Annotated in this window: 13 protein-coding genes and 3 pseudogenes; 10 read left to right on the forward strand and 6 right to left on the reverse strand. The window is 60.4% G+C overall.

Translation table 11 applies throughout. The features are described 5' to 3' along the window. Positions 1–51 precede the first annotated feature (51 nt). The 5 genes from dapC to prmB all read left to right on the forward strand — a co-directional run bounded on the left by dapC (position 52) and on the right by prmB (position 5,734). Positions 52–1,257: a succinyldiaminopimelate transaminase gene (gene dapC / locus F0P97_RS13705; RefSeq protein ID WP_182282832.1), complete on the forward strand. Its 1,206-nt coding sequence runs from the start codon at positions 52–54 to the stop codon at positions 1,255–1,257. 81 nt (positions 1,258–1,338) lie between these two features. Then, positions 1,339–2,172: a 2,3,4,5-tetrahydropyridine-2,6-dicarboxylate N-succinyltransferase gene (dapD, locus tag F0P97_RS13710; RefSeq protein WP_003054847.1), complete on the forward strand. Its 834-nt coding sequence runs from the start codon at positions 1,339–1,341 to the stop codon at positions 2,170–2,172. 199 nt (positions 2,173–2,371) lie between these two features. After that, positions 2,372–3,541 carry a PilT/PilU family type 4a pilus ATPase gene (locus tag F0P97_RS13715; RefSeq protein ID WP_182282833.1) on the forward strand — a complete coding sequence of 390 codons (1,170 nt, stop codon included), beginning with the start codon at positions 2,372–2,374 and terminating at the stop codon, positions 3,539–3,541. Positions 3,542–3,590: 49 nt separating this feature from the next. After that, a complete protein-coding gene (gene dapE / locus F0P97_RS13720) occupies positions 3,591–4,790 on the forward strand; it encodes a succinyl-diaminopimelate desuccinylase (protein ID WP_182282834.1) in 1,200 nt (399 codons plus the stop codon). Then, positions 4,787–5,734, forward strand: a complete 948-nt coding sequence (prmB, locus tag F0P97_RS13725; RefSeq protein ID WP_182282835.1) for a 50S ribosomal protein L3 N(5)-glutamine methyltransferase — start codon at positions 4,787–4,789, stop codon at positions 5,732–5,734. The genes dapE and prmB overlap by 4 nt, the downstream gene beginning before the upstream one ends. Positions 5,735–5,812: 78 nt before the next feature. On the opposite strand, the gene F0P97_RS13730 is transcribed toward prmB, so the two are convergent. The 3 genes from F0P97_RS13730 to F0P97_RS13740 form a co-directional block, all read right to left on the reverse strand. Next, positions 5,813–6,676: a class I SAM-dependent methyltransferase gene (locus F0P97_RS13730; protein WP_182282836.1), complete on the reverse strand. Its 864-nt coding sequence runs from the start codon at positions 6,674–6,676 to the stop codon at positions 5,813–5,815. A gap of 59 nt (positions 6,677–6,735) precedes the next feature. Continuing rightward, positions 6,736–7,686 carry a MerR family transcriptional regulator gene (locus F0P97_RS13735; protein ID WP_232537925.1) on the reverse strand — a complete coding sequence of 317 codons (951 nt, stop codon included), beginning with the start codon at positions 7,684–7,686 and terminating at the stop codon, positions 6,736–6,738. Between the two features lie 104 nt (positions 7,687–7,790). Beyond that, a complete protein-coding gene (locus tag F0P97_RS13740; RefSeq protein WP_182287203.1) occupies positions 7,791–8,651 on the reverse strand; it encodes a ferritin-like domain-containing protein in 861 nt (286 codons plus the stop codon). A gap of 185 nt (positions 8,652–8,836) precedes the next feature. Here F0P97_RS13740 and F0P97_RS13745 point away from each other — a divergent pair. The 5 genes and pseudogenes from F0P97_RS13745 to F0P97_RS27825 all read left to right on the forward strand — a co-directional run. Then, positions 8,837–9,097: pseudogene (locus F0P97_RS13745) on the forward strand (LysR family transcriptional regulator); the annotation flags it as partial. A 22-nt stretch (positions 9,098–9,119) separates the two neighbouring features. Then, positions 9,120–9,506, forward strand: a pseudogene (locus tag F0P97_RS13750) (AMP-binding protein); the annotation flags it as partial. A gap of 17 nt (positions 9,507–9,523) precedes the next feature. Continuing rightward, a pseudogene (locus tag F0P97_RS13755) lies at positions 9,524–9,655 on the forward strand (acyl-CoA dehydrogenase family protein); the annotation flags it as partial. A 56-nt stretch (positions 9,656–9,711) separates the two neighbouring features. Beyond that, entirely contained in the window at positions 9,712–11,760 is a 2,049-nt protein-coding gene (locus F0P97_RS13760) for an ABC-F family ATP-binding cassette domain-containing protein (RefSeq protein ID WP_182282838.1), read from the forward strand. Between the two features lie 179 nt (positions 11,761–11,939). After that, positions 11,940–12,062, forward strand: coding sequence for a hypothetical protein (locus tag F0P97_RS27825; RefSeq protein WP_256493583.1), 123 nt, complete (start codon positions 11,940–11,942; stop codon positions 12,060–12,062). Positions 12,063–12,494: 432 nt separating this feature from the next. On the opposite strand, the gene phbB is transcribed toward F0P97_RS27825, so the two are convergent. The 3 genes from phbB to F0P97_RS13775 all read right to left on the reverse strand — a co-directional run bounded on the left by phbB (position 12,495) and on the right by F0P97_RS13775 (position 16,712). After that, positions 12,495–13,232 carry an acetoacetyl-CoA reductase gene (gene phbB, locus F0P97_RS13765; RefSeq protein WP_003064980.1) on the reverse strand — a complete coding sequence of 246 codons (738 nt, stop codon included), beginning with the start codon at positions 13,230–13,232 and terminating at the stop codon, positions 12,495–12,497. Positions 13,233–13,492: 260 nt separating this feature from the next. After that, entirely contained in the window at positions 13,493–14,674 is a 1,182-nt protein-coding gene (locus tag F0P97_RS13770; RefSeq protein WP_003064978.1) for an acetyl-CoA C-acetyltransferase, read from the reverse strand. A gap of 145 nt (positions 14,675–14,819) precedes the next feature. Continuing rightward, entirely contained in the window at positions 14,820–16,712 is a 1,893-nt protein-coding gene (locus F0P97_RS13775) for a PHA/PHB synthase family protein (RefSeq protein ID WP_182282839.1), read from the reverse strand. Positions 16,713–16,771 lie beyond the last annotated feature (59 nt).

Consider the following 16,771-nt stretch of genomic DNA (forward strand, 5'->3'; position numbering starts at 1 on the left):
ATGAGCGCTGTTTTCTCATGCGAAAATGGCATCAGCCCATAATGTGCAACTATGAACCCCCTGCTCTCTCGCTTACAGCCTTATCCGTTTGAACGTCTTCGCCAACTGTTTGCCTCGGCTCGGCCACCTGAAGGCCTGCGCCCTATCAGTCTGGGCATCGGAGAGCCACGCCATGCCACGCCAGCGTTCATTGAAAAAGCATTGAGCAGCGAACTACAGGGCTTGTCCGTTTACCCTGCCACCGCCGGTCTGCCGGCCTTGCGCCAGGCCTGTGCGAAATGGGCCAACCAGCGCTACGGCATCGAGTTGAATGCTGCAACTCAGGTTCTGCCCGTCAATGGCTCGCGTGAGGCACTGTTTGCCTTCACCCAGGTCGTGGTGGACAACACCAAGGCCGGTGCACGCGTCATCTGCCCCAACCCCTTCTATCAAATCTACGAAGGCGCGACTCTGCTGGCCGGAGCCACCCCCTATTACGCCGCCAGCGATGCCGCGCGCAACTTTGCCGTGAACTGGGATGCAGTGCCCGAGGAGGTATGGCAACACACACAGCTGATTTTTGTGTGTTCGCCCGGCAATCCCACAGGCGCCGTGATGCCGCTCGGCGAATGGGAGAAGCTGTTTGCCCTGTCCGACAAGCATGGCTTCGTGATTGCCAGCGACGAGTGCTACAGCGAGATCTACTTTCAGGAAGAAGCCCCACTGGGCGGTCTGGAAGCCGCCCAAAAGCTGGGCCGCCATGACTTCAAGAATCTGGTGATGTTCACCAGCCTGTCCAAGCGCAGCAATGTTCCCGGACTGCGCAGTGGCTTTGTAGCGGGTGATGCGGCTCTGCTCAAGTCCTTCTTGCTCTATCGCACCTATCACGGCGGCGCCATGAGCCCCGTGGTGCAGACGGCATCGATTGCCGCCTGGGGCGACGAAGCCCATGTGCAGGAAAACCGCCGCCTTTATCGCGAGAAGTTTGCGCAGGTCACCCCCGTGCTGTCCAGAGTCATGGATGTGAAGCTGCCCGATGCCAGCTTCTATCTCTGGGCCGGCATTCCACCGGAGTTGGGCATGGATGATGCACAATTCGCAAAAGAGCTGTATATTCATACAGGCGTGACGGTCTTGCCGGGCAGCTACCTTGCGCGTGAGGCTCAGGGGTTCAACCCCGGCGCCAACCGCATTCGCATGGCTCTGGTGGCCGAAACGGCGGAATGCCTTGAAGCCGCGCAGCGTATTGCACAATTCATCGAATCCCGTACCCGCTGATCCGCATCTAAGGCCTGCCATGTGCGGGCCTTTCATGACCCAACGATTCACCTCAACTTTCGATCCTTGACCGAAAACATCATGACGCAACAACTGCAATCCATCATCGACAACGCCTGGGACAACCGTGCCAATATCTCGCCTTCCGCCGCCCCCAAGGAAGTGGTGGATGCCGTGGAGCACGTGATTGCCGAGCTCAACGACGGCAAGCTGCGCGTGGCCACCCGCGAAGGTGTGGGCCAGTGGACCGTGCATCAGTGGATCAAGAAAGCGGTGCTGCTGTCCTTCCGCCTCAAGGACAATGCCCTGATCAACGGCGGTGCACTGAACTTCTTCGACAAGGTTCCCACCAAGTTCGAAGGCATGAGCGAGGCTGAAATCGCCGCCACGGGCGTGCGCGTGGTGCCTCCGGCCGTTGCCCGTCGCGGCTCCTTCATCGCCAAGGGCGCCATCCTGATGCCTTCCTATGTGAACATCGGCGCCTATGTGGACGAAGGCACCATGGTCGACACCTGGGCCACCGTGGGCTCCTGCGCCCAAGTGGGCAAGAACGTGCACCTGTCCGGCGGCGTGGGCCTGGGCGGCGTGCTTGAGCCCCTGCAAGCCAACCCCACCATCATCGAAGACAACTGCTTCATCGGCGCTCGCTCCGAAGTGGTCGAAGGCGTGATCGTGGAAGAGAATTCCGTTCTGGGCATGGGCGTTTACATCGGCCAGTCCACCCCTCTTTTCAACCGTGAAACCGGCGAAATCACCTATGGCCGAGTGCCCAGCGGCTCGGTGGTGGTCAGCGGCAATATTCCCAAGCAGACCAAGGATGGCAAGGACTACTCCATGTATGCCGCCATCATCGTCAAGCGCGTGGATGCACAGACCCGCTCCAAGACCAGCATCAACGACCTGCTGCGCGACTGATGGGCTCCTGGCCATGCTTGCTCTGCCTTGATGCAGGCACCGCCGTGGCCGCCCCTGCTCACAAGCCTGCCCGCTCCCGAGCGTGCAGGCTTTTTTTCATGCCGGAGATCAGCTTTGCGCATCAAGCGCGACCTGCACCGAGTTGACACACGCTAACATGCGTGCATAGAGAGGCTGAGCGAAAAAGGATGAAGAAAAAATGAGCACCATGGAAAAAATTCTGCGTCTGATGTCCGAAAAAAAGGCCTCGGACGTCTATCTCTCGGCCCGTGCGCCAGCGCTGATCAAGATCAACGGCATCTGCATCCCCATCAACAATCAGGAGCTGCCGATCGAAGCTCCGCTGGCCTTGCTCTCCGAAGTCGTCAAGCCGGAAGCCATAGAAGAGCTCAAGCAGACGGGCGAGCTGAACATTGCCATTCCCATGAGCGGCATAGGACGTTTTCGTATCAGCGCCATGCGCCAGCGCGGCTCTTACGCAGTTGTCGTGCGCTTCATCTCGCAGCAGGTGCCCTCGCGCGACAGCCTGAACCTGCCGTCCATTGTCAGTGAGCTGGTCATGGAAAAGCGCGGCCTGGTGCTGATCGTTGGCGCCACGGGCTCGGGCAAGAGCACGACACTGGCGACGATGATCGACGAGCGCAACGAAACGCTCACCGGCCATATCCTCACGGTGGAAGACCCCATTGAATACCAGTTTCGCAACAAAAAATCCATCGTCAACCAGCGTGAGGTCGGCACCGATACCAGTACCCTAGCAATCGCACTCAAAAATGCGCTGCGCCAGGCACCCGATGTGATTCTGATCGGCGAAATCCGCGACCGCGAGACCATGTCGGCCGCACTGGCCTATGCCCAGTCCGGCCATCTATGCCTGGCGACCCTGCATGCCAACAACAGCTATCACACGCTCAATCGCATCCTGTCCTTCTTCCCCGAGGAGGTTCGCCCCAGCATGTTGGGCGAGCTGGCCGCCTCGCTCAAGGCCGTGATCTCTCAGCGCCTGGTCCGTACCGTCAACGGCACGCGCGTGCCGGCCGTGGAAGTCATGCTCAACACCAAGCTCATCAGCGACATGATCGTCAAGGGTGACTTCGGTGGCGTGAAGGAGGCCATGGAAAAATCCATGGCCGAAGGCTCGCAGACCTTCGAGGACGCACTGGCAGCCCTGGTGCGCAGTGGCACAATTGAGCGCAGTGAAGCGCTGGCCTATGCCGACTCGCCCACCAATCTGATGTGGCGCATGGATAATGACGTCAGCCACGCGGCCACTGCGGCCAACGCCCCGGCCGTCACCGATGTGATTCTGCCCGGCGATGACGATATGCCGTCCTTTACGGAAATCACCCTGGATGTCAGAACCGCCTGAGGCCGCCAGCCTAGGCGGCCTAGGCATTGTTTTAGTTTGAAGCCCCTCCATGTCCCGGACACTGCAACTGACCGAGCAGCTCATCAGCCTGCCCTCCGTCACCCCCGAAGATGCTGGCTGCCTTGAGCTGCTCGCCGATGCCCTGACGCCCATGGGGTTTACCTGCGAACGCCTCGATAGCGGCCCCGCAGACTTTCGCGTAAAAAACCTGTGGGCAAAACGCTCTCCAACGCAGAATCAATCTACACAAGACGCCATCGGTTCAGATAGGCCTGTGCTGGTCTTTGCCGGCCATACCGATGTGGTGCCGCCCGGCCCGCTCAAGGAATGGACCAGTCCGCCTTTCGTGCCCATGCACCGCGACGGCAAGCTCTACGGACGTGGTGCCAGCGATATGAAGACCTCGATCGCCGCCTTTGTCGTGGCGCTGGAAGAGTTTCTGCAGGCCACGCCCGAACCCGCCTTCGACATCGCCCTGCTGCTGACCAGCGACGAGGAAGGCCCCTCGATTGACGGCACCAAGGTCGTGGTCGAAGAGCTGCGCCAACGCGGCGAGCGCCTGGACTGGTGCATTGTTGGCGAGCCTACCTCGGTCAAACAGACCGGCGACATGATCAAGAACGGCCGCCGCGGCACCATGAGCGGCAAGCTCACCGTCAACGGCGTGCAAGGCCATATCGCCTACCCGCAGCTGGCACGCAACCCCATTCACGAGGCCTTGCCCGCACTCGCCGAACTCGCGGCCACTGTCTGGGACCGCGGCAATGCGTTCTTCCCGCCCACCAGCTGGCAGATCAGCAATATCCATGGCGGTACGGGCGCCAGCAACGTCATTCCCGGCCATGTGGTGATCGACTTCAATTTCCGTTTCTGCACCGAGTCCAGTTCCGACTCCCTGCAAAAGCGCGTGCATGAAATCCTGGACCGTCATGGCGTCGAATACTCGCTGGTCTGGACCGTGGGCGGACAGCCCTTTCTGACCACGCCGGGTACCCTGGTACAGGCCGTGCAGGCCGCCATCAAGGATGAGACCGGACTGAATACCGAGCTGTCCACCACCGGCGGCACCAGCGATGGCCGCTTCATCGCCCAGATATGCCCCCAGGTCATCGAGATGGGCCCGCCCAACGCCAGCATCCACAAGATCGACGAACACATCGCCGTGGCCGATATCGAGCCGCTGAAAAACATCTACCGCAAGACTCTGGAACAACTCCAGCGCCAGCAGACCGCAGCCCAGACCGCATGAGCAATACCAGCACACCCCCGATCTCGGGCAACACCGTTGCCGAACTGATTGCCAGCGGCGCTCAGGCTCTCAAAGCTGCCGGCGTGGCTTTTGGCCACGGCACGGCCACGGCCGAAGACGAAGCGGCCTGGCTGGTGCTCTGGAAGCTGGGCCTGCCCCTGGACAGCGAGCTCACTCCAGGTGCTCCGGAATCCGTAGAGAATCAGCCTGTATCCCTTGATATACAAGCGCAGACAGCTACTCTTTTTGAAGAACGTATCCGCAGCCGCAAGCCCGCCGCCTATCTGACGAACGAGGCCTGGCTGGTAGGTGTGCCCTTCTACATCGACGAACGCTCCATCGTGCCGCGCAGCTTCATCGCCGAACTGCTGGCCGATGGCAGCATTGATGGCTGGCTGTCCGACAAGACCGTACAGGTGCTCGACCTATGCACCGGCAATGGCTCTCTGGCCTGCCTGGCCGCCATGGCCTATCCCGAAGTCCGGGTGACCGGTGCCGATATCTCGACCGATGCCCTGGCCGTCGCCCGTATCAATGTAGACAAGCACGGGCTGCAGGATCGCGTGACGCTGCTGGAAAGCAACGGCATGAGCCAGGTGCCCGGCCCCTGGGATCTGGTACTGTGCAACCCGCCCTATGTGAACTCGGACAGCATGGGCAAGCTGCCTGCCGAGTACCAGGCTGAGCCCGAGCTGGCCCTGGCCGGCGGCGCCGACGGCATGGACTTCATCCGCCAGCTGCTTCAGGACTTGCCTGCGCGCCTGAACAAGGACGCCGTGGTGGTGCTGGAAATCGGCAATGAAAAGCCGTACTTCGAGGCAGCCTTCCCCGATCTGCCCGTGTTCTGGCTCGACACCAATTCGGGGGATGAGCAGGTGCTGCTGATTACCGAGGAGGCGCTGCGCCACTGGTCCGAGGGCAATACCGCAGCCCTGCAACTGTAAGTTCTTTGTCCCGCATGCAAGGCACAGGCTGCTCAAAGCCCTGTGCCTTTTTGTTTATGCAGGTCTTTGAACAAGCGCTCAATCCCGCTTGACTGCACTCAGATAGCGAAAGCCGCCGCCCGCAATCTGCAGACCATCGCACCTCCCCGCAAAGAAGCGGGCATTGAGCTGCGCTGGCCCCAGATCTTCTTCCACCTCGAAGCCCGCCGCGCCCAGCAGCCCCGCCATGCGCTGCGGCGTGCTGGATGCATGCCAGGGTTCGCCACCTGCGGCCATCATCTGCGCCGTAAACTGCATCATCAGCTGCTCCATGGGGCTGAGCTGCTGCTCATCCACTCTGTAGTCCAGCATGATGGTCGACCCTGTTGCCAGACGGCTCAGTACAGATATTTCACGCTCGACGGCCTCATCGCTCAAATACACCAGCAGGCCCAGTATCGACAGACTGACTGATGAATCGAGATCCATGCCGGCAGCCGTCAAGCCCTGCACAGTCCCCGTTTCACGCAGATCAATGCCAAACTGACGCAGGCTTGAGGGCAACTCCCAGCCATTGCGCTCATACAGCCGAGTCTTCCAGGTCCGCATTGCCGGCTGATCCAGCTCAAAGATGCGTACAGCAGGCAACTGAGCCGCCATGCGCAAGGCCCAGGTATCCAGGCCTGCACCCACGATGGCGTACTGAATGCATCCCGCAACCACGGCCTCCAGCAGACAGTCTTCGGCCCATCGTGCCCGGGCCACGATGCCGGCACGCAGCGACCGTGAAGCCACATCGTTATGCACCAGAGGCTGACGCAGCAGCTTTGCGGCCTCCGCGCTGCCGAGGGAGGCTACGGCAAAACGGTCAGCGAAAACCGGCTCGTCCTCCAAAATCTGATGAACGGCGCGTGCCATGGCAACACGCAGGGCCGAAGGGCTGGGACAATCAATCGCAGTCATCGCAAAACTCCTTGCTTTTCAACAAAGAGCACAGCTTCAGGCCTGACGTAGCGTGAGGGTCAAGCCTCGATGCTGTTCAGATAGTCCCTCAGCTTCGGCGATACAAAATGTCCGAGTGCCAGCACAGGCTCGGTGGCATAGGCCTGGGCCAGTTTGGCCGCCAGCAATAGATTGTTTCCGGCCGTCCGCAGTGATAGCTCCCGATAACGCACGCACAGTTGCCGTGCGACGGCAGTCTGGGATGCAACGCCCCGTGCCAGCAGCTTTTCGCCACTGGCGGCGAATACCTCCCAATCCGGCCCGGTAGAGCCGTCAAGCCCCTGCAGTTCCGCAGTCGTCAGATGACGCTGCAAGGCCGCCATCCTGAGGCCGATTGCCTGCTCCAGATAATTCAGCAGTTCAGGCTCAGGCCCTGCATGTCGAGCCGTCTGAGGCTCGTGTTCATGCATGCGGGCCCAGTTCTGGATCAGGCCCAAGCGTCCGCGAAAAACCGTCATCGCCACATTCATCCAGCGCTGTGCCAGCAGTTGCACCTGGGCGGTACCGACCCCCAGCCCCTCGGCACGGCACCTTAGCAGGGCATCGGCCACAGGCTGCCAGCGTGGCCTGGCCCTGCGCCAGCGTCCCAGCATCTGTCGTATGCCAGCAGCAGGCAGATACAGCTGATGAGCGTCCAGCAGCCGAATGCCAGCCAGCAAATCATCGAACGAGCCCTGCTGGCCAGAGACCGCATCCTCCAGAAACTGCAGCTTGTCCTTCAGCGCCCTGGCCTGGGTCAACATGCGCTGAGCCTCCTCTACCTGACGTTGCAACAAGTCCTTAGGCTCAATGCCCTGCCCCGCCAGCGCGGCAGCGATGGCCTCCAGACTCAAACCCAGCGATTTGAGCGATTGCACGGCATGCAGGCGCGCAATGTCTTGCGCACCATAGAGTCGATAGCCTGCTTCACTGCGCGCGTCTGGACGCAGCAGTCCAATGCTGTCGTAGTGATGCAAGGTGCGTACGCTCACGCCTGCACGCCTTGCCACTTCTCCGGTCGTGAGATAGGTTCATGCCATGGAAGTCGAATGCCCGGACAACTGGAGCTGGCCGGGCTTGTTTGCAGCTACAAGACTCAGTACGACATCATGCGTGTCGCCAGCTTGGAGATGGGTGTGCGCACCATGCCCTCCACGCGTGCTGGCAGCAGCATGGGCTTGAGCAGCATGCGCACGGCCAGGTCGGCAGGCAGGCGACGACTGACCAGCTCGTAAATGCGCTGGGCCATGTCTTCAAAACGAGTGCTGCTATCGGCGAAATAAGGGCCCTTGTGCGCCCAGACATGCCGCAGCGCGATATCCGAATCGCTCTCTCGCAACTCCTTGAGGCGGCCGTACAGAGCCTTGGCAATGCGCATGCGGCCCACAGGCGACTGCTGCTGCAGCTCCTTGAAGTACTTGAGGAAATGCTTGAAGTGGTTGACCTCGTCGTTGCGGATATTGCCCAGCAACTCGCTCAGAACCGGCTCGTCGCTGAGTTCGCGCAAGGTGTGGTAGTAGGCTGTAGTGCCGGTCTCCACCACGCAGCGCGCCACCATTTCCAGGCGCGGGTCGGGGTAGAGCTCTTCCATGGTGCATAGCTGTGAATATTCGGCGAAAAAACTGTCATAGGCTTTTTGCCAGGGAAACTCCGGCCACACGGCTTCCACATAGGCCCGCAGCGCGCGCCCGTGCTGTAGTTCTTCGGACTCCCATTGATCTTTGAGCCAGATCGCGATCTCGGGCCAGGCCGCGTAATGCTCGGCCAGGTTGGCCGCGTAAGTATCCGAGCCGGTCTCGATGAACGAGGCGCTCATCAGCAAAAAGAACAGGTCTTGATTGTTCTTTATGGCGCTGCGATCAATGGCAGAGAAGTCAATGTCTTCAATGCGCCAGTGGGCAGAGCCGTTTCTGCTCGGAGTGGTTGAAGGTGAAGAGAGGGACACGTTTTGCTGCATCAGTTGTAGGACCGACATACTGAATCTGTCGGACTTCAGACTTAGAGATATGCCATCTTGTCGACATCTGGCCCTTACGCCATGTCAGATTACACCGACATTACAGGAGACTAACAATTCTTCAAATAGCCTTCTACAGGCTTTCTTACCGGCTATCAAGCTGATTTTTCGAGTGGCAACCATGGATCTGCGTGCTGGAGGCCGGTTCGATCTCGCGGGCGGCCCATTCGCTCTATGTGGCCCAGCCGGCACTGACGGCGCAGATCAAGAAGCTGGAGTCAGAGCTCGGCGTCCAGTTGCTGGAGCGCAGCCATGCAGGAGTCACGGCCACGCCCGCAGGTACCCAGCTGTATGAGGATGCGCGCCGCCTGCTCTCCGATGCTGACGCCATGTGCGAACGCCTGCAGCGCCTACCCATGGGGCCGGAAGGATCGGTCAGTGCGGCGCAGCTTCATCAAGGATTTCCCCATGACCACTGCTTTGCCCACGGCCCCTACGCCGGGCGCCCCTATGCCGGGCGCCCCTATATCCCATGTCGGTGCACTCGTTGCGCGCTGCTGCCGTATGTACGCCGGCCACCTTGCGGTAACCAGCGCCAGCAAGTACCTCAGCTATGCCGCGCTGGAGCAGCGCAGCAACCGCCTTGCCAACGCCTTGCTGGCTCAGGGTCTGCATCGTGGCGACCGCGTGGGCATCTACCTTCCCAACTGCGCCGAAATCGTCGAAATCGAGCTGGCCTGCTACAAGGCCGGCCTGGTCAAGGCGCCGTTCAACGCCCGCCTTTCATCCCGTGAGGTGATCGAGATAGCCGACAACAGCGATGCAGCCCTCATCGTCACCACGGCGGAACATGCCTAGAGCTTTCGCGCACAAAGCGTTCGCGCGAGCTGGGCTTCTACGGCATGAGGCTGCCCAGTGCCATGGGCGGCGAAGAGCTCTCGGTGCTGGACCAGGCGCTGATCAAGGAAGCCATCTATGCCAGCGGTTCGCCGTTCGCGCCGCATGATCAATCCCGCAAGCTCATGGGTCTGCGGGCATTCGCGGATAATCGGCCCCAGTCATGATCAGTCTCAAGAACATCACGCTGCGCCGCGGCACCAAAGTCCTGCTCGACCAAGTCAGCACCACCATCAACCCGGGAGAGTCCGTCGGCCTTGTCGGCCGCAACGGTGCCGGCAAGTCCAGCCTGTTTGCCCTGCTCAATGGCAGCATCAGCGAAGACGGCGGTGATTTTTTCATCCCTCCTCAGTGGCGCATGGCACAGGTGGCCCAGCACATGCCGGAAACCGACGAATCTGCCACCCGGTTCGTACTGGATGGCGACACGCGCCTGGCCGAGCTGAACGCCCAGCTGGCTGCCGCCGAAGCCTCCGGCGACGGCATGGAGATCGCTCAGGCCTATGTGGATCTGGCCGATGCCGGTGCACATGATGCCGAATCGCGCGCGCAAGCCCTGATTCTGGGCCTGGGCTTCAAGGTGTCCGAGCTGGATCACCCCGTCAACAGCTTCTCGGGCGGCTGGCGCATGCGTCTGCAACTGGCTCGTGCACTGATGGCTCCCAGCGATCTGCTGCTGCTGGACGAACCCACCAACCACTTGGACCTGGATGCCCTGGTCTGGCTGGAGGCCTGGCTCAAGCGCTATAGCGGCACGATGATCGTCATCAGCCATGACCGCGAATTTCTGGACGCCATCACCAACGTCACACTGCAGATTCAGGGCGGGCAGATCAACCGCTACGGCGGCAACTACTCGCGCTTTGAAGAGCTGCGCGCCCAGCAGCTGGAATTGCAAGCAGCCAGCTTTGCCAAGCAGCAGGAAAAAATGGCTCACCTGCAGAAGTTCATCGACCGCTTCAAAGCCAAGGCCAGCAAGGCCAAGCAGGCACAAAGCCGGGTCAAGCAGCTGGAGCGAATGGAAAAGATCGGACCGGTGCTGGCCGAAGCCGAGTTCACCTTCGAATTCAAGGAACCCGCCAATCTGCCCAACCCGATGCTGGCGATTACCGATGCCAGCTTCGGCTATGAAGACGAAGACGGCAAGCAGACCACCATCTTGCGGGGCGTCAACCGTTCCGTGCTGGCAGGCCAGCGCATCGGCATTCTGGGGGCCAACGGCCAGGGTAAATCGACCCTGGTCAAGACCATTGCGCGCGAAATGAAGGCACTGGCCGGTACCGTGACCGAAGGCAAGGGCCTCAATATCGGCTACTTTGCCCAGCAGGAGCTGGACGTGCTGCGCCCCGGCGAAAACCCGCTGGAGCATATGATCCGTCTGGCCAAGGAACTCGGCGCTGCCGCACCTGCCGCCAGCCGCGAACAGGACTTGCGCAACTGGCTCGGCACTTTCAACTTCAGCGGCGACATGGTCAAACAGTCTGTAGGCAGCATGAGCGGCGGCGAAAAAGCCCGCCTGGTACTGGCCATGATCGTCTGGCAACGCCCCAATCTGCTGCTGCTGGACGAGCCTACCAACCACCTGGACCTGGCCACCCGCGAAGCGCTGGCCATGGCGCTCAACGACTTTGACGGTACCGTGATGCTGGTCTCCCACGACCGCCACCTGCTGCGCGCCGTATGTGAAGACTTCTGGATGGTGGGCCGCGGCGTTGTCGGCCCGTTCGATGGCGACCTGGACGATTACCAGCGCTATCTGCTGGAAGAGTCCAAGCGCCTGCGTGAAGAAGCACGCAATGCCGAACAGCAGGCCGCTAGCACGCCAAGGGTGCAAACTCTAGAAGAAATCAAGCCAAATCTGCCTGAAGCCTTTGCGCAAAAAGCACCGGATGCTCCTAAAGCGGAAGCATTCAGCGACAGCGTGGCCGACCCCAAGGAGGCCCGCCGCCTCGCCGCAGCGGCTCGTCAGCAACTGGCCGAGAAGACCAAGCCCTTCAAGAAGGAGCTGGAGCAGATCGACAAGACGCTACCCAAGCTCAATGCCCAGCGCAGCGCGCTGGAAGAAAAGCTGGCCACGCCCGGTCTGTCCGGTGGCGATATCGTGGAAGCCGGCAAGCAGTTGAGTACCGTCAACGCTGAAATCGATCAATTGGAGGAGCGCTGGCTGGAGCTTTCGGAGCAGATCGAAGCCCTGTCCATCGAAACCTGCTGAGACCGTAAAGCAAGCCCTGCCATCGCCCCGCCTTGGCAGGGCGCTATTCATTTTGAACAGGTGCAGCCGTTGCTGACAACATCAGCAAACGTGAGTTGCATTTTCTTGCGCTGTTGATTCAGCTTCTTGTCAACCTGCAGTTCAGGCCAGGCGTTGAACACGCAAAGGAGTGAACTGCAATGACCACCACTGTTACCGACACCGCCAAAGCCCAGCCCGCACAAGCCGCAGCAGCTATGTCTCTGATGGCTTGGCCCTGGGACGAACGCGATCGCAAGCGTGTCCCCGCATTTGCAGCCTGACTGTCACTGGATAAAAGAACAGGTAAAAAATTTCCAAAAAGCTGTCAACGAGCTGAATCCGTCAGACGTTAAACAGACATACAGGAGAGATTCCCATGCAAACCACGAACATCATGTCCATCTGGCCCGAAGACGAACGCGATCGCAAGCGCTAAGCGCTCGCCGCGCAGCACTGTGCAGACCAAAGCACAGTGCGTTGCAGCCAGGTGCCCGGGCAGTCGGCACTGATAGGCCAAAGAACCTACAAGCCTCACTGCCCCGCGCTCAATCAGCCGCTTGCGAAGCGGCATAAAAACTCAAGACCCGCATGAATGATCTCTGCGGGTCTTGTCATTTGAGGGCCTGCCGTTTCTTGCCCCTAGGCTCGCAGAGAGAAGCGCCACAGGCATGAAAAAAGGAGCCGAAGCTCCTTTTGCCGAAGCCTGAAAAGGCTTAATGCATGTGCAGGCCGCCGTTGACGGCAAAGTCCGCACCTGTGGAATAGCTGCCCTCTTCCGAAGCCAGCCAGGAGATGATGGAGGCAATCTCCGCAGGCTCACCCAGACGCTTGACGGGCACGCCCGCCACGATCTTCTCGAGCACATCGGGGCGAATGGCCTTGACCATATCGGTGCCGATGTAGCCAGGGCTGACTGTATTCACGGTCACACCCTTGGCGGCCAGCTCTTGCGCCAACGCCATGGTGAAGCCATGCATGCCTGCCTTGGCAGCCGAGTAGTTGGTCTGACCGGCCTGGCCCTTGGCGCCGTTGACCGAGCTGATGTTGATGATTCGGCCCCAGCCCTTTTCCACCATGTCTGCCACCACCTGCTTGGTGACGTTGAACATGGAGTTGAGGTTGGTTTCGATGACCGACTTCCAGTCGTCCGGCGTCATCTTGACGAACATGCGGTCGCGGGTGATACCCGCGTTGTTCACCAGCACATCGATGTTGCCGTGCTCTGCCTTGGTCTGGTTGAAGGCTTCGACGGTGGATTCCCAATCCCCCACATTGCCAACCGAGGCATAAAACGTGTAACCCAATTGCGCCTGCTCGTCCAGCCACTTGCGGTAGTCGCGCGATGGTCCGCAACCCGCGATCACCTTGAAGCCATCCTTATGCAAACGCTGGCAGATTGCGGTACCAATACCGCCCATGCCCCCCGTGACGTACGCTACTTTCTGACCCATTCATCTCTCCTGTCAATCAATGGTTATTTCACGATCACACTATCAACGATAAGAATTCTTAGAAATTGCTTATCGTTTTGAACGCCACACACCTTGCACGCTGGCCATGCCAGTATGCAATCGAGTAGGTCCCAATGAACCCGCTTTCGCCGTGGTTTACCTCGTGATCTTCCCTAGGGTCGACGGGAGGCTGGCATCAGCGGGCTTCCCAGACTGCACCGATCTTCAGGAGCACCGGAGCAGTCTGCAATCCTGAAGCCTCAGCAGGCTTCCACAGCCATAGCAACACCCATGCCACCGCCGATGCACAAGCCGGCCAGGCCCTTCTTGGCACCGCTGCGCTGCATTTCATGCAGCAGCGTCACCAGAATGCGGCAGCCCGATGCACCAATGGGGTGACCGATGGCAATGGCACCGCCGTTGACGTTGACCTTGGCAGTGTCAATGCCCAGATCCTGATTCACCGCGCAGGCCTGTGCGGCAAAGGCTTCGTTGAGTTCGAACAGGTCCACATCGGCCGCCTTCCAGCCGGCGCGATCCAGCGCCTTGCGCGTGGCATAGACAGGACCCAGACCCATGACCTCGGGGGCCAGGCCGCTGGTGGCATAAGACACGATCTTGGCCAGAGGCTTGAGGCCCAGAGCCTTGGCCTTGGCCGCCGTCATCACCACCACGGCCGCTGCGCCGTCGTTCAGACCCGAGGCATTGCCAGCCGTCACCGAGCCTGCCTTGTCGAAAGCGGGCTTGAGGGTGGCCAGCACATCGGCATTGGTCTTGCGGTTGACGTATTCGTCGCTGTCGAACACGATGGGGTCACCCTTGCGCTGGGGAATGCTCACTGGAACGATTTCGTCCTTGAACTTGCCCGCATCCTGCGCGGCCGCAGCCTTTTGCTGGCTGGCCAGCGCCAGCGCATCCTGCTGCGCGCGGCTGACGTTCTTTTCCTTGGCCACGTTCTCGGCAGTGATGCCCATGTGGTACTGGTTGTAGACATCCCACAGACCGTCCACGATCATGGTGTCCACCATCTTCCAGTCACCCATGCGCTGACCGTCGCGCGAATTGGGCACGGCATGGGGCGACAGGCTCATGTTTTCCTGGCCCCCGGCGACCACGATTTCGCTGTCGCCGGTTGCCACGGCCTGAGCCGCCAGCATCACGGCCTTCAGGCCGGAGCCGCAGACGGCATTGATCGTCAGCGCAGGTGTCTCCTTGGCAATGCCGGCTGCCATCATGGCCTGACGCGCAGGATTCTGTCCGGCCGCCGCCGTCAGCACCTGACCCATGATGACTTCACCGACCTGATCCTTGCCCACCTTGGCACGGGCCAGAGCCTCGGAAATCACGGTCGCACCCAGCTGGGTTGCAGGAATCTTGGCCAGAGAGCCGCCGAACTTGCCGACCGCCGTACGTACGGCGGAAACGATAACGATGTCTTCCATTGCTGACGAACCTTTCTAGGTTTCTTACAAGTGATGCATGCGTGCGGGTCGCATCCTGTTCATCGTGCCACCCGCCGCTTCCTATCACGGTGCAAGCCTTGCTTGCTGCACCGCAATATGGAACTGATTGTGCCTCAGGCCTCGCTCAGGCTTTTGACAGAACGTAGCGACCCGGTGCATCTTCGATGGCCTCATAGGCACGTGCACGGCCATAGCTCTTGGGAGCCGCAAGCTGCTTGCCTGCATGGCTGCCCAGCCAGGCACTCCAGTCCGTCCACCAACTGCCCGGATACTCCGTGGCCTCGGCCAGCCAATCGTTGAACGCACCCGGAAATTCGCCATCCTCACGCAGCCAATGGCTACGCTTGTTCTTTGCCGGCGGGTTGATGACGCCGGCGATATGGCCGGAGGCACCCATCACGAAACGACGCTCACCGCCCAGTACCTGCGACGAGGCATAGGCCGCCGCGACAGGAACGATGTGGTCCTCACGCGAGCCGTAGATATAGACCGGCATCTTGAGCTGGCTCATGTCGATCTTCTCGCCGCACACGGTCAGCACGCCGGGCTTGATCAGATTGTTCTCGAGGTAGAGATTGCGCAGATACCAGGCGTAGAACGGGCCGGGCAGATTGGTGGAGTCGCTGTTCCAGTAAAGCAGATCGAATGGCGGCGGCGTCTCGCCCTTGAGGTAGTTGCCCACCACATAGTTCCAGACCAGATCGTTCGGGCGCAGAAAGCTGAAGGTGGATGCCATGTCCTGGCCCTTCATCAGCCCGCCTTTGCCCATTTGCATCTCGCGCAGACGCACCATGTTTTCATCGATGAAGATGTCCAGAATGCCTGTGTCGCGGAAGTCGATCAATGTGGTCAGCAGCGTCATGCTGGCGACGGGAAAAACATGGGCCTCCACCTTGGCCGCAGCAGTTTTGCTGCCTGTCTTTGCAGCCGCAGCGCGGCTGCGGGGCTTGGCAGCTTGCGCCTGTCCATGCTCGCGGGCATGGCGTGCTGCCAGCACTGCCATGGCAGTGGATAGCATGGTGCCGCCCACGCAGAAACCCAGCACATTGATCTGCGGCGCCTCGCAGATATCCTGAACCGTGCTCACTGCCTTGAGTACGCCATCTTCGATGTAGTCATCCCAGCTCTTGTGAGCCTGGCTTTCGTCGGGATTGCGCCAACTGACCACAAAGGTGCGATGCCCCTGGCTGACGGCATAGCGAATGACGGAGTTGTCCGGCTGCAAGTCCAGAATGTAGAACTTGTTGATGCACGGCGGCACCATCAGAAAAGGCTTCTCGAATACCTTGGCAGTCAGCGGCTTGTATTCGATGAGCTGGAACAGTTCGTTCTCGAAAACCACCGCGCCCTCGGTGGTCGCCACGTTCTTTCCAACGGTGAACAGGCTTTCGTCGGTCATGGAGACATGACCCTGGCGCATGTCGGCCAGCAGATTGGCAATGCCCTGAGCCAGGCTCTCGCCCTTGGTTTCAACAACCTTGCTGAGCGCATCGGCGTTCAGCGCCAGAAAATTGCTGGGCGCCATGGCTGCCACCCATTGCTCGACCGCAAAGCGCACGCGATTGCGTGTTTTCTCATCGCCCTGCACCGCTTCGGCCATGCCGGTCAGCATGCGACTGCCCAGCAGGTAGTTGGCCGCGGCCATCGATGCAACGGGATTGGCGCTCCACTCGGGCTTGGCAAAGCGCTTGTCCCTGGACAGCAGGGCCTGAATCTGCTTGCCATCTGCCAACGACTGCACTGACTGCAGGTATTCCTGCTGCAACCCCTGCAGTTTGGCAGCATCGAACTGAACCGCTTGAGCCGGACCCGTTGCCATCTGGGGCATGGCCGATTGCATGGCGTCCATGACTCCGGCCCAAGGGTTGGGTGCTGCTCCCAGACCCGGCATGGCGCTGAGCCCCATGGGTGCACCGGACTGCATCTGCTGAAGCGTCTGGAGGCTCTTGCTCCACTGCTCCTGCCAGAATTGTTGAATGGATTGGCCAGCCTGGCCCCAGCTCGGGTCAAAATTCATGCTTACATCCTAGTCAAGGCAAGCGACCGGCGATCTCAGGGTCTAGGGACGCTTGCGGA

Source organism: Comamonas testosteroni (assembly GCF_014076415.1).
GTDB classification, from domain to species: Bacteria; Pseudomonadota; Gammaproteobacteria; order Burkholderiales; family Burkholderiaceae_C; genus Comamonas; species Comamonas testosteroni_F.